Source organism: Nocardioides sp. Root240 (assembly GCF_001428825.1).
Lineage (GTDB): Bacteria > Actinomycetota > Actinomycetes > Propionibacteriales > Nocardioidaceae > Nocardioides.
The window spans coordinates 195,510-207,796 of the sequence record NZ_LMIT01000002.1 but is presented as its reverse complement, the minus strand read 5'-3'; the positions used below and the strand labels follow the sequence as shown (position 1 = coordinate 207,796).

12 protein-coding genes are annotated in these 12,287 nt (G+C 72.8%); 5 read left to right on the top strand and 7 right to left on the bottom strand.

The annotated features are described in order from the left end of the window. Nucleotides 1-3: 3 nt before the first annotated feature. The 3 genes from ASE20_RS04030 to ASE20_RS04020 all read left to right on the top strand — a co-directional run bounded on the left by ASE20_RS04030 (nucleotide 4) and on the right by ASE20_RS04020 (nucleotide 2,412). Nucleotides 4-960: a zinc metalloprotease gene (locus tag ASE20_RS04030; RefSeq protein WP_056893254.1), complete on the top strand. Its 957-nt coding sequence runs from the start codon at nucleotides 4-6 to the stop codon at nucleotides 958-960. A 67-nt stretch (nucleotides 961-1,027) separates the two neighbouring features. Next, nucleotides 1,028-1,696, top strand: coding sequence for a lysophospholipid acyltransferase family protein (locus ASE20_RS04025; protein WP_056893253.1), 669 nt, complete (start codon nucleotides 1,028-1,030; stop codon nucleotides 1,694-1,696). 113 nt (nucleotides 1,697-1,809) lie between these two features. After that, nucleotides 1,810-2,412 (top strand): hypothetical protein, encoded by a 603-nt coding sequence (locus ASE20_RS04020; RefSeq protein ID WP_056893252.1) that lies wholly within the window; start codon nucleotides 1,810-1,812, stop codon nucleotides 2,410-2,412. A 17-nt stretch (nucleotides 2,413-2,429) separates the two neighbouring features. On the opposite strand, the gene wrbA is transcribed toward ASE20_RS04020, so the two are convergent. Next, nucleotides 2,430-3,026, bottom strand: a complete 597-nt coding sequence (gene wrbA / locus ASE20_RS04015) for an NAD(P)H:quinone oxidoreductase (protein WP_056893251.1) — start codon at nucleotides 3,024-3,026, stop codon at nucleotides 2,430-2,432. Between the two features lie 101 nt (nucleotides 3,027-3,127). On the opposite strand from wrbA, the gene ASE20_RS04010 reads away from it, so the two are divergent. Next, nucleotides 3,128-3,517 (top strand): hypothetical protein, encoded by a 390-nt coding sequence (locus tag ASE20_RS04010; RefSeq protein ID WP_056893250.1) that lies wholly within the window; start codon nucleotides 3,128-3,130, stop codon nucleotides 3,515-3,517. 11 nt (nucleotides 3,518-3,528) lie between these two features. On the opposite strand, the gene ASE20_RS04005 is transcribed toward ASE20_RS04010, so the two are convergent. From ASE20_RS04005 to ASE20_RS03980, 6 genes are read right to left on the bottom strand one after another with little or no spacing between them, the layout of a single operon-like run. Further along, nucleotides 3,529-4,986 (bottom strand): protein adenylyltransferase SelO, encoded by a 1,458-nt coding sequence (locus tag ASE20_RS04005; RefSeq protein WP_056893249.1) that lies wholly within the window; start codon nucleotides 4,984-4,986, stop codon nucleotides 3,529-3,531. 37 nt (nucleotides 4,987-5,023) lie between these two features. Continuing rightward, nucleotides 5,024-6,409, bottom strand: a complete 1,386-nt coding sequence (locus ASE20_RS04000) for a flavin monoamine oxidase family protein (RefSeq protein WP_225869208.1) — start codon at nucleotides 6,407-6,409, stop codon at nucleotides 5,024-5,026. Continuing rightward, the gene (locus ASE20_RS03995; protein WP_056893248.1) at nucleotides 6,406-7,353 is read right to left on the bottom strand and encodes a nitrilase-related carbon-nitrogen hydrolase; all 948 of its coding nucleotides are present in this window, start codon (nucleotides 7,351-7,353) and stop codon (nucleotides 6,406-6,408) included. Before ASE20_RS03995 ends, ASE20_RS04000 begins: the two co-directional genes overlap by 4 nt. Beyond that, the gene (locus ASE20_RS03990) at nucleotides 7,350-8,399 is read right to left on the bottom strand and encodes an agmatine/peptidylarginine deiminase (RefSeq protein WP_225869207.1); all 1,050 of its coding nucleotides are present in this window, start codon (nucleotides 8,397-8,399) and stop codon (nucleotides 7,350-7,352) included. Before ASE20_RS03990 ends, ASE20_RS03995 begins: the two co-directional genes overlap by 4 nt. Then, nucleotides 8,396-10,060 carry an amidohydrolase gene (locus ASE20_RS03985; protein WP_056893247.1) on the bottom strand — a complete coding sequence of 555 codons (1,665 nt, stop codon included), beginning with the start codon at nucleotides 10,058-10,060 and terminating at the stop codon, nucleotides 8,396-8,398. The genes ASE20_RS03990 and ASE20_RS03985 overlap by 4 nt, the downstream gene beginning before the upstream one ends. Further along, on the bottom strand, nucleotides 10,057-11,439 hold the full coding sequence (locus ASE20_RS03980) for an APC family permease (RefSeq protein ID WP_056893246.1): 1,383 nt from the start codon (nucleotides 11,437-11,439) through the stop codon (nucleotides 10,057-10,059). Before ASE20_RS03980 ends, ASE20_RS03985 begins: the two co-directional genes overlap by 4 nt. Nucleotides 11,440-11,515: 76 nt before the next feature. Here ASE20_RS03980 and ASE20_RS03975 point away from each other — a divergent pair, with 76 nt between their 5' ends. Beyond that, nucleotides 11,516-12,097 (top strand): TetR/AcrR family transcriptional regulator, encoded by a 582-nt coding sequence (locus ASE20_RS03975; RefSeq protein ID WP_056893245.1) that lies wholly within the window; start codon nucleotides 11,516-11,518, stop codon nucleotides 12,095-12,097. Nucleotides 12,098-12,287: the final 190 nt, after the last annotated feature.

Sequence of the window (12,287 nt, the reverse complement as noted above, 5' to 3'; positions counted from 1 at the left end):
ACCATGGTCCGTCGCCGCCGCCTTGCCGCCATCGCAGGATCCGTCGCGCTGCTCAGCGCGGTGCTGACCGGGGCGGCCACCCCGGGGAGCACCAGCGCCCACGCCGCCGACGACGTCCCGTGCTTCGACCCGGCGGGGGCACGCACCACCTCCGGCGCACACGGACGGGGCCACGAGGCCAACGTCGACGACGCGTACGCACGCGAGGCGGCCCTGCTGGCCAAGGGCAACGCGCAGGCGAAGGCGGCGCTCGGGAAGCCGCCGGGCGGTGGCGGTGGCACGCCGGCCGTCACGGGCGGCGTCATCGACGTGCACTGGCACGTCATCAACAACGGCAGCGGGATCGCGAACGGCGACATCCCCGACAGCCAGATCAACAGCCAGATCAGCGTGCTCAACAACGCCTACGCACCCTGGGGATGGTCCTTCCGCCTGGTCAGCACCGACCGCACGACCAATGCGTCGTGGTACGTCGCCGAGCCCGGCACCGCGGCCGAGACCGCGATGAAGACCGCCCTGCGCCTCGGCAGCGCCGACGACCTCAACGTCTACTCCGCCAACCCGGGCTCCGACCTGCTCGGCTGGGCGACCTTCCCGGCGTCGTACGCGTCGAACCCCAAGGACGACGGCGTCGTGCTGCTGTTCTCGTCCGTGCCCGGCGGATCGGCGGCGCCGTACAACCTCGGGGACACCGCGACCCACGAGATCGGCCACTGGATGGGCCTGTTCCACACCTTCCAGGGCGGCTGCAGCAAGACCGGCGACTACGTCGCCGACACCGCGCCCGAGCGCTCGGCCGCGTTCGGCTGCCCGGTGGGTCGCGACACCTGCAGGAGCGGCGGCGTCGACCCGATCAACAACTTCATGGACTACTCCGACGACGCCTGCATGTTCGAGTTCACCGTGGGCCAGGACGCACGGATGGATGCGCAGTTCAGCACCTACCGTGCGAACAGGTAGCCGCGGGGTCGTCCGGTCCGGCGGGACGCGTCATCTCCCCGTCATCGACACGCCCTAGGGTGGAGCCGTGCTCTACGCGGCCCTCCACGCCACCGTTCCGCCCCTCGCGCGCGCCCTCTGGCGCCCCACGATCGAGGGCGTCGATAACGTGCCCGCGGACGGCGCGGTGCTCTTCGCGAGCAACCACCTGAGCTTCGCCGACAGCGTGGTCATCCCGATCGTGGCGCCGCGCAAGGTCGTCTTCCTGGCGAAGGCGGAGTACTTCACGGGCTCCGGCCTCAAGGGACGGCTCAGCAAGGCGTGGTTCGAGGGCCTCGGCATGGTGCCGGTCGACCGCTCCGACACCCGGGCGGCCCTGAACTCGCTCGACGTGGCGCTCGAGGTGCTCGGGCGGGGCGAGGCCTTCGGCATCTACCCGGAGGGCACCCGCTCCCGCGACGGGCGGCTCTACCGCGGCCGGACCGGGGTCGCCCAGCTGGCGTTGACCGCCGGCGTACCCGTGGTCCCGGTGGGGCTGATCGGCACCGACGCGCTGCAGCCGGTCGACTCGAGGTGGCCGCGCCGGGCGAAGGTGACGGTCCGGTTCGGCAGGCCGCTCGACTTCACCGGCCGCTTCGACGGCGTCGCGCCCGGGAGGGCACGCCGCGAGGCCACCGACGAGATCATGGACGCCATCCACGCGCTCACCGGCCAGGAGCTCGCCGGCGCCTACAACGAGCGCCCGATCGACGCCTGAACGCGCCGCGACCCTACGGCCCGGTAGGGATGGCGCTCCTGCTCCGGGAGGAGTAGGCAGGAGGCACCGGCGGCGCCGGTCGGGCGTCGCCCACCCCTGGAGAGGAGTGAGCCGTGTACGCACGCTCGAGCACGTTCCGCGGAAGACCCGAAGGCATCGAGGCGGGCATCAGGTTCGTCGAGGACGAGGCCGGTCCGAAGCTCGCCGGCACGGAGGGCTGTCGCGGGCTCTCGTTGCTGGTCGACCGCACCACCGGCTACTGCATCGCCACCAGCTCGTGGGACACCGAGGAGGCGATGACCGACAGCGACGGCTCGCTGCGGCCGGTGCGCGAGCGCGGGCGCGACCTGTTGGGGGCGTCGATGCAGGTCGACTCGTGGGAGATCGTCGTCATGCACCGCACCCACCACGGAGCCTGCTGCCGGGTCAGCTGGCTCGACGGTGACGTCGACGCGATGGCGGAGACCTTCCGCACCGCCCTGCTCCCCCGGCTCGAGGAGGTCGACGGGTTCTGCAGCGCCAGCATGCTGGTCGACCGGCTCGGCGGCCTGTGCTGCATCACGACCGCCTGGGCCTCGGAGGAGGCGATGACGGCCAGCCGTACGACGGCCGACACGCTGCGTGAGCGGTTGGCGACCGAGGTCTCGGGGATCGTCGTCGAGGTGCACGAGTTCGACCTCGCCTACGCACACCTGCACGTCCCCGAGATGGCCTGAGGCAGAGCCCGGCGGCGTCAGCCGAGGTGGAGTCCCTCGGCCACGGTCAGCACCCGCGTGACCAGGTGGTCGAGGGCGGCGTGGTCGGTGTCGGTGAGGCCTTCCTGGCCCTCGGTGACCACGCCGACGCCGTAGGGGTTGCCGTCGCGGAACTTCACGTCGTCGGTGTAGCCCGGCGGCACGATGATCCCGCCGAAGTGGCAGAAGGTCGTGAGCATGGCCAGGATCGTCGACTCCTGGCCGCCGTGGGGTGTCGAGCTCGACGTGAACGCGGCGTACACCTTGTCCTCCAGCGCGCCCTCCTGCCACAGGGGGCCGAGGGTGTCGATGAAGGCCTGGAGCTGGCTGGTCACGTGGCCGTAGCGCGTGCCGGAGCCCATGACGACCGCGTCGGCCCAGGCGAGGTCGTCGGGCTCGGCGACCGGCTGATCGGCCACCGATGCGGCGTGCGCGGCCCAGGCCTCCACCCCCTCGACCACCTCACGGGGCGCGGTCTCGCGCACCCGTCGCAGGCGCACCTCGGCGCCCGCCTTCTCGGCGGTCTCGGCCAGGCGCGAGGCCATGGCGTGGGCGGTGCCGTAGCTGGAGTAGTAGACGATCGCGAGTTTCACCATGTCCTCACGTTCGCCATCGGCGCCCGCTTCATACGGGTCGGGCGGGGTACCGGGGGTCCGAGCGGCGTGAGCCGACCCCGTAGGACCAGGAGGAGAACCAGGTGGCAATCAAGGACCAGCTCAGCAAGGTGACCGATCTCGCCGCTACCGCCGTGCACGTCCCGGCGACCGTCGCAGGCACGGCCGTCGGGTTGGCCCAGGGCACCGTCCGGACGGTCCGGTCGGTCATCGCGGGCCACCACGAGTCCGCCCCTCCCGTGCCGACCGACGTCGACCCCGTCGAGCCCGTCGAGCCGCACCAGGTGGAGGTCGATCCCAGCCGCCCGGTCAACGTGACCGAGGAGCTGGGTCTCGACCCGTCACCGGTGGCCCGCCCCAAGGGCCCGCGCCAGCAGCCGGAGCGTCCGGTGACCGGGATCGACGCGGCGGCCGACCCGAGCGACGCGGACGCGACGCCGGCCGATGTCGCCAGGGCACTCGGGGAGGACTGACCGGCGACCGGTCAGGTGCCGCAGAACGTGCGGTAGCGGCCGAAGTCCTCGGGCGCCGGCTCGGCGTACCGCTCGAAGCCGGGACGCGGACGGTACGGGTCCCGGATCGCCTCGAGCAGGCGCTGGGTCGGCGCGAGGTCGCCCGCGTCGGCGGCGGCCAGCGCCTCCTCGACGAGGTGGTTGCGTGGCAGGTACGCCGGGTTGACCCGGTCCATCGCGTCCGGGTCGGGCCGCAGTGCGCGCCATCCAGTGAGCCAGTCGTCGAGGGCGGCCAGGTCGAGGAAGAGGCCACGCACCGGCTCGGCGTCACCGCGGGCGGCCGTCGCGAGGTGCCGCCAGAAGGTGGTGTGGTCGACGTGGCTCGCCGCGAGCAGGTCGAGGAGCGGTCCGGCGATCCGGCGTGCGTCGGCCTCGGTGCCGACCGGCAGGCCGAGCTTGGCCCGCAACCCCGAGGCCATCGCGTCGTCGTACAGGGAGCCGAAGGTGGCCAGCGCCTCGGTCGCCAGCGCGACCGCGCGGTCCTCGTCGTCGTCGAGCAGCGGCAGCATCGCCTCACCCAGCCGGGCCAGGTTCCAGTGCGCCGCGGCGGGCTGGCGACCGTAGGCGTAGCGGCCGCCCTCGTCGATCGAGCTGTAGACGGTCGCCGGGTCGTAGGCGTCGAGGAAGGCGCACGGGCCGTAGTCGATCGTCTCGCCCGACAGGGTCATGTTGTCGGTGTTCATGACGCCGTGGACGAAGCCCACCAGCATCCACTGCGCGATGAGCCGCGCCTGCACGGCGATGACCGCGCGGTAGAGGGCGAGGTACGGCGCGGGGTCCTCGGCCGCGAGCGGGTGGTGCCGCTCGATCGCGAGGTCGGCCACCCGCCGCAGCAGGACCGGGTCGTCGGTCGCCCGCGCCAGCTGCACGGTGCCGACCCGCAGGTGGCTGCTGGCGATCCGCGCGAGCACGGCCCCCGGCAGCGCCTCCTCGCGCTGCACGCGTCGCCCGGTCGCGACCACGGCGAGCGAGCGGGTGGTCGGGATGCCCAGTGCGTGCATCGCCTCGCTGACGACGTACTCGCGCAGCATCGGCCCGAGCGCGGCCAGCCCGTCACCGCCGCGGGCGAAGCGGGTGCGGCCGGACCCCTTGAGGTGCAGGTCGCGCAGCCGGCCGTCCGGGGCGACGAGCTCCCCCATCAGCAGCGCGCGCCCGTCGCCGAGCCGGGCGAAGCCGCCGAACTGGTGGCCGGCGTAGGCCTGTGCCACCGGGGTCGCCCCCGTCGGCGGACGGGTTCCGGTCAGCAGGCCGAGACCCTCGGGGGTGGCCAGCCGCTCGGGGTCGAGGCCGAGCTCCTCGGCGAGCGGGACGTTGAGCAGCACGATGCGCGGATCGGGGGTGGTCGCCGCCTCGACCGGCAGCGCCAGCTCGGGGAGCGCGGTCGCGAAGCGGTGCTCGAGGACCGCGACGTCCGCAGGTGCCGTCGTCATGGTTCGAGCGTACGCACGACCACCCCGTCACCCCACGTCAGGCGCCCTCGCCCGCGGCCAGGATCTCCCGCGCGAGACGGCCGCCGACGCGGACCGCGCCGTCGACGTGCTGGAAGCCCAGCCCGGCCACGTCGCTCGACCCGAAGCGGATCGGTCCGACGGGCGTGTGGAGCGCGGCGCCGTACCGGGTCAGGCTGCCGACGTCGAAGCTGGTCGCGTACGCGCCACCGGTGAGCTCCTGGTGCTGCCAGTCGCTCTCGACGTAGGTGCGGGGAGCCAGGGCCCGCTCGCCGAAGTAGCTCGCGAGGGACGCCAGGACGCGCGCCCGCCGCTCCTCGTCGCCGAGGCGCCCCAGGTCGTCGGCCGACAGGTCCGACACGAAGCCGACCAGGGTGCCGGTCGCCGCGTCGGCGGGGGTGTTGTCGTAGACCTCGTGGACCAGCCCGTACGGCGCGAAACCCGTGCCCGAGAGTCCCGCCTCCCGCCAGAAGGGCGTGTCGTACTCGGCCTGCACCTTGATCACGAGGCCGAACGACTGGTGCTCCCGCGCGTGCCGCAGCTCCGCCGGCAGCTCGGGCGTGATCCGGATCCGCCGGACGTGGGTGGGCGGCAGGGCCAGCACGACGTGAGCCGCCCGCAGCTGGACACCGTCGACCGTGACCGTGGCACCGGAGGCGTCCCACTCGACGTGGGTCACGTCGGCGCCGAGGCGGACCCGGTCGCCGAGGCGGGCCGCCAGCTCGGCCGGCACCGAGGCCAGGCCGCCCACCACCCGGCGGTCGAGGATGAAGTCGGCGTCGACGAGGTGGCTGAACGAGCCGGCGCTGGCCGCCATCAGCACCGCCGTCAGGGCCGAGAAGGCGTACGTCGGCTTCGTCAGCATTGCCGGCCCGAGGTAGAGCGCGATGTTGTCGCGCGCCTCGACGTCGTCGGTCTGCGCGTCGAGCCACTGCGCGAAGGTGGTCCGGTCGAGCTCGGCGGCCTGCGGGTGCTCCCACGGTCGGTCGGGTTCCATCTGCGCGGCGAGCGCGTCGAGGACGCCGATGACCCGGTCGATCTCCTTGGCGGTGAGCTCCCCGACGGGGAGGTCCTCGCCGGCGAACCGGTGCGCCTCGCCGGCCCGGTCGACGTACAGCGAGTCGCCGCTGCGGTGCCGGGCGTAGGTCTCGAGCCCGAGCTCGGCCAGCAGGTCGATCAGCGCGTCCTGGTCAGGCGAGACCCACTGCCCGCCGATCTCGAACGGGGACCCGTTGTGGTCCTCGGACCGCAGCCGGCCGCCGACGCGGTCGCGCGCCTCGAGCACGACCACGTCCTGCCCGGACTCCGTCAGTCGCCAGGCGGCGGTGAGGCCGGTGACACCGGCCCCGACGATGATCGTGTCGTGCGTGTGCGCGGCCATCTCGTGCTCCTCGTTCGTGCTCATCGGGGCGCCACCAACGACGCGTAGGTGTCGGGGCGGCGGGTCGCCAGGAAGGGGAACAGCTCCAGCCAGTCCGTGCGCTGGTCGAGATCCAGGGTGGCGACCAGGACCGCGTCGCCCGAGCGCGGCGCCTGCACGAGGATCCGGCCGTACGGGTCGGACACGAAGGACGAGCCGTAGAAGCTCACCCGGCCCTCGTCGCCCCAGCGGTTGGGGACGCACATGAACAGGCCGTTGGCGATGCCGTTGCCGACGATGACCTGCTGCCACAGCGGCTGGGTGTCGAAGTCGGGGTGGTCGGGCTCCGAGCCGATCGCCGTCGGGTAGGCCAGCACCTCCGCGTCGGCGAGCGAGTAGGCACGGGCCACCTCGGGGAACCACTCGTCCCAGCAGGTCGGCAGGCCCAGCCGCGGCGAGCCGGGCAGGTCGGCGACGTGGACCGGGTAGGCGTCCTCGGCAGGACCACCGCGGAAGAACAGGTCCTCGAAGTAGCCCTCGGTCACCGGGATGTGCACCTTCCGGGTGCGGCCGGCGAGCGTGCCCTCCGGGCTGACCAGGATCGCGGTGTTGTAGCCGAGGCCGTCGTCGCTGCCGTCCGCGGCCGGCGCCTCCTCGTAGAGCGAGGCGTGCACGAACACCCCGTGCTCCCGGGCCAGCTTCTCGGCCAGCACCCGGGTCGGGCCGTCCTCGATCGACTCCGCGAGGTCGGCCGCGCGGCCCTCGGGGCGGTAGTCGGCGGGGTAGCGCGACAGGGTCAGCTCGGGCAGGAACACGACCTGTGCGCCCGCTCCGGCGGCCTGGCGGACGCCCTCCGCGAGAGCCGCTGTGTGGGCGTCGGCGTCGCACTGCCAGTGCATCTGGACGACACCGACGGTCAGGCTGCGCCCGGGGCGGTCAGGGCCGACGCGGGCGAGGGAGGGCAGCGCGGGCGCGGTGATGAGCTTCATGATTCTTCCTTCGGGACTGCGGGCTGTTGCTGGGTGATGCAGTGGATGCCGCCCCCGCGCGCGAAGAGGGGGCGGGCGTCGACCTGGACGACCTGACGGCCCGGGTAGGCGTCGGCGAGGATCGACCGGGCCTCCGCGTCGATCTCGTCGTCGAAGGCGCACGCGATCACGGCTCCGTTGGCGACGTAGTGGTTGACGTAGCTGTGGTCGACCCAGCCCTCGGCGTCGCGGAGCCCGCTCGGGGCGGGGATCGAGGTGACCTCGATCGGCTTGTCGTCGGCGTCGCGAGCCCCCTCGAGCACGGCGGCGAGCCGGCGGCTGACGGCGTGGTCGGGGTGCGCGGGGTCGCGCTGCTCGTGGAGCAGCACCCGCCCCGGCGCGGTGAAGGTGGCGACGATGTCGACGTGGCCGCGGGTGCCGTAGCGCTCGTTGTCGCGGGTCAGGCCGCACGGCAGCCAGATCACGGCTCGCGCGCCGAGCGTCCGGGCCAGCTCGGCCTCGACGTCGGCCTTCGTCCAGCCGGGGTTGCGGAACGGGTCGAGCTGGACGGTCTCGGTCACCAGGAAGGTGCCGCGTCCGTCGGTGTGGATGCCACCGCCCTCGTTGACCATGGAGGAGTCGATCCGGACGGCGCCGGACGCCTCGGTCGCGACGTCGCTGGCCACGGCGTCGAGCTCCCACGTGGCCCAGTCCTGCTGGCCCCAGCCGTTGAAGACCCAGTTGACGGCGCCGAGCGCGGGTCCGCCGGCATCCTGACCGAGCACGAAGGTCGGGCCGATGTCGCGGTACCACGCGTCGTCCAGCGGCGCCTCGTGACGCTCGACCTCGCCTGCGAGCAGGCTCCTTGCCGCGGCGCGCTCGGCCGGCGGGACCAGCACGTGCACGGGCTCGTGCTCGGCGATGGCGTTGGCGACCGCTGCCCAGGTACGGCGGGCCTCGTCGGCCTCGGCGGGCGACTCGCCCAGCGTGTACGAGCCGGCCGGCCAGGCCATCCAGGTCGCGTCGTGGGGCTCTGTCTCGGCAGGCATCCTCCAGCCGGTGCTCACGGTGATTCCTCCAGGTGGTGGTGGGTGGTGGAGTGGACGAGGCGACCGCCGACCCACGTCTCCAGCACGCAGACGTCGGCGAGCTTGGTCGCGTCCACGGCGTAGGGGTCGGTGTCGAGGACCACGAGGTCGGCGTACTTGCCGACGGTCAGGGATCCCCGGTCGTCCTCGCAGAAGTTCGCGCGGGCACTCCCGGTCGTGTAGCCGAGCAGCGCGTCGTGGAGCGTGACCGCCTCCTCCGGCTGCCAGGGCTCGCCACCGGACAGCGGCGCGCGCGTCACCGCGCACTGGATGCCGACCATCGGCTCCATCTCGGCCACGTTCCAGTCGCTGGAGAACGCCAGCACCGCGCCGTGGTCGCGCAACGAGCGCAACGGCCAGGCCTGGTGCCAGCGCTGCTCCCCCACGGCCTCCGCCCAGGCATGTCCCGGGCCGGCGATCTCGGGACTGGCGTGACGCGGCTGCATGCAGGCGACGACGCCGAGCTCCGCGAACCGGGGCAGGTCCGAGCGCCGCAGGCACTCCACGTGCACGACCTGGTGCCGGGCGTCGCGGGGGCCGTTGACGGCGCGGGCGTTCTCGACCGCGTCGAGCACGGTGGTGATGCCGCGGTCGCCCGTGGCGTGGACGAACAGCTGGAAGCCCTCGGCGTCGAGCTCGGCCACCAGGTCGGCGAACTCCGACGGGTCGTAGTAGGTCTCGCCGCGGTGCTCGGACTCGCCGGCGTAGGGCTCGTGCAGCGCCGCGGTGTGCGGCTCGACGACGTCGTCGATGTAGAGCTTGAGCGGGCCCACGCGGAGCCGGTCGTCGTCGTACGACGTCGCGAGACGCGCGAACTCCCGGCGCTCCTGCGCAGTGGTGCCCATCGGGTGGAACATCGCGAGCACGACCCGCGGGCCCAGCCGGCCCTCGCGCCGCGCCCGCTCGAAGAGGGCGATGTCGTCGGGCGAGTTCTGCGGTTCCACGACCGTGGTGATGCCGCACCGCGCGGCCTGGTCGAGGCTGCCCAGCAGCCGCTGGTACTGCCGCTCCGGCGACGCCCACGGCAGTCCGCGCTCGAGCAGCGCGGCGAGCCCGGCACGCGAGAGCCCCTTCACGGCGAAGTCGACGACGAAGCCGGACGGACGGCCGTCCGCGTCGAGCTCGGCCGTGCCGAAGGGCTGGTCGGGCTCGTCGACGCCGAGCGCCGCGAGGCCGGGCGTGTTGAGCCACAGCGTGTGGACGTCGTAGCTGAGGACGGCGACGGGCCGGTCCGGCACGAGCTCGTCGAGCATCTGCCGGGTCGGGTGCGCGCCGGCGGTCAGCCCGGCGTAGGTGTAGCCCTCGGCCTCCACCCAGCCGGTGCCGGGGTGCGCGGCGGCGAAGGCCCGCAGGCGGGCACCGACCTCGTCGAGCGTGTCCGCGCCGGCGAGCTGCACGCACGCGTCGTCGGACCCGAGCCGCACGTGGTTGTGCGCGTCGACGAAGCCCGGCAGCACGGCACGGCCGTCGAGGTCGCGGACCTCGGTCGCGGCGAGCGCCCAGGCCGGCGCGTCGGCGCGGCGACCGACCCACACGATGCGCTCGTCGCGGACGGCGAGCGAGTCGGCCTCGCCCAGGTCGGGGTCGAGGGTGTGGACGATCCCTCCGGTGAGCAGCAGGTCGGCTGCCTCGGCGCTCATCGCTCCTCCAGCGCGTCGACGAGGAAGCGCTCGTCGCGACGGGGACGCAGGTAGAGCAGCTCATAGGCGAGGGCCACCACGACGATGACGCCGGTGATGACGAGGTCGACGGCGGCCGAGCCGAGCAGGGCGTAGCCCAGCGCGCCGATCACGACGACCGGGGCCAGCGGCCACAGCGGCATGTGCCAGCCCGCGTGCGGGGTGCGCCGGACGGTCAGCGCGCCCACCGCGAGCAGGATGAAGACCACGGAGACGATGACGGAGGTGACGCCGAGCAGCGCCTCGATGTCGACGAGGTAGGCCAGCAGGGCTCCGGCACCGCCGACGACCAGCGTGGCGACGTACGGCGTGTTGAACCGCGGGTGCATGCGGGTCAGGGCCTTGTTGATCGGCTCGGGCCAGGTGCGGTCGCGGCCGGTGGCGTAGATGACCCGGCCGTTCTGGACCATCATCACGATCACGGCGTTGAAGATCGCGATGGCGATGCCGACGCTCACCGCGGCGGCGACGTCGGAGCCGGCCCAGGCCTCGACGAAGTCGGGGAAGCCCAGCTCGCCCAGGTCGGTCAGCGACCCGGCGCCGATGATCACCGCGGCCGTCGGCACGATGATGATCACGGCGGAGATGAAGAGCGACAGGAAGACCGCACGCGCGACGTTCTTGCGCGGCTCGATGATCTCCTCGGCGAGGTACGACGCCGTGCCGAACCCGTTGACCACGAACATCGCGACGGCGAGCCCCGCCATGAGCACGCCGAGCGTGTAGGGGTTGAGCGCGCCGCTCCCGTCGAGGGCGTGCGGCTTCAGCAGCGAGCCGACGCCGCGCTCGGCGTGGGTGAAGCCGAGGTAGGCCACGACCGTCGCGGCGACGGTCTCGATGCCGAGGAAGATGGCGGTGACGAACGCGTTCGAGCGCATGTCGAGGATCGCGGTGAAGGTCGCGAGCAGCATCACCACGGCGCCTGCCGCAGCCCGGTCGACCGTGACGATCGAGGAGAGGTAGTCGGCCGTACCGAGGGCGATGATCGGCGGGATGACCACGAGCAGCGCCGCCGTGAGGGTGAAGGTGAGCCAGCCCAGCGTGCGTCCCAGCGTGTGCGTGATCATCGCGTACTCGCCGCCCGACGACGGCGTGCGCGTCCCCAGCTCGGCGTAGCACGCGCCGACCGCCACCGAGATCACCACGCCGACGACCAGGGCGATCACCGCGCCGCTGCCCTGGCTGGCCAGGACCTCCGGAACGATGATGAACAGGCTCGAGGTCGGGGTGATGCACGAGACCGTCATCAGCACGGCACCTGCCAGGCCCAGCACCGGCGTCAGGTGGCGCACCGTCTGGGCGGGCGGCGCCAGCTCCGCGGGCTCTTGGGACACAGCCATGGTCACTCCTCGAATTTGAAAGGCTTTCAAACGTGTGCTGGATCACTATGCGGTCCGCGGCCGCTAAGGTCAAGGGGTGAGCACCACCGAGTTCCGCAGGAACCGACGCCTCGGCGATGCGCGGGAACGGATCCTCACCGAGGCCCAGGCGCTCCTCTCCGAGCGCGGGCTGGCCGATCTGTCCCTCTCGGAGCTGGGCCGTCGCCTCGACACCAGCGCGGGCCACCTGTCGTACTACTTCGGCAACAAGGACGGGCTCCTGCTGGAGCTGTTGCGCTGGTGCGAGGGCGCGGAGGCCGAGAAGCGCGCCGAGATCCTCGCGACCGACATCCCGTCGCTCGACAAGCTCGAGCAGATGTGCGCGGTCTACCTGCCGCGGCACACCGGCGACCCGCGATGGCTGGTCTGGGCCGAGCTGTGGCCGCGCGCCGGGCGTGAGCCGGCCCTCAAGGCAGCGCAGGCCGAGTACGACGGCGCCTGGGCCGACGACGTGTCGTCCCTTCTGGAGGCGCTCGACTTCGAGGACGTGCCGCACCTGACGCGCGGTCTGCTGGCGTTGCTCGACGGGCTGAGCATCGCGCTGCTGATCGGCGAGGAGGGCATCAGCCCCGAGCACGTCTGGGCGCAGGTGCGCCGCTACCTGCAGATCACGGACTGACCAGGGCCAGGAGCTGGCTCGAGTGACCCATCCGCGGGTCGCGCTGCGGCAGCGTCGGCGCAATGCTGCGGCCGGGCGGTGATCGGCTACGCAGGGACCCCTTCGAGTGGGCACATACCGCAAGTTTTCGGCCGTTTTTTCTGCGGTTTGTGCCCACTCGGGGGCCCCGCGCGCAACAGACCATCACCCG

What these genes read in the sequence shown, in the direction of transcription:
- ASE20_RS03980 (WP_056893246.1), bottom strand. Translation starts at nt 11,439, where the DNA reads ATGGCTGTGTCCCAAGAGCCCGCGGAGCTGGCGCCGCCCGCCCAGACG.
- ASE20_RS03985 (WP_056893247.1), bottom strand. Translation starts at nt 10,060, where the DNA reads ATGAGCGCCGAGGCAGCCGACCTGCTGCTCACCGGAGGGATCGTCCAC.
- wrbA (WP_056893251.1), bottom strand. Translation starts at nt 3,026, where the DNA reads ATGGTGAAACTCGCGATCGTCTACTACTCCAGCTACGGCACCGCCCAC.
- ASE20_RS04005 (WP_056893249.1), bottom strand. Translation starts at nt 4,986, where the DNA reads ATGACGACGGCACCTGCGGACGTCGCGGTCCTCGAGCACCGCTTCGCG.
- ASE20_RS04030 (WP_056893254.1), top strand. Translation starts at nt 4, where the DNA reads ATGGTCCGTCGCCGCCGCCTTGCCGCCATCGCAGGATCCGTCGCGCTG.
- ASE20_RS04000 (WP_225869208.1), bottom strand. Translation starts at nt 6,409, where the DNA reads ATGAGCACGAACGAGGAGCACGAGATGGCCGCGCACACGCACGACACG.
- ASE20_RS03995 (WP_056893248.1), bottom strand. Translation starts at nt 7,353, where the DNA reads ATGAAGCTCATCACCGCGCCCGCGCTGCCCTCCCTCGCCCGCGTCGGC.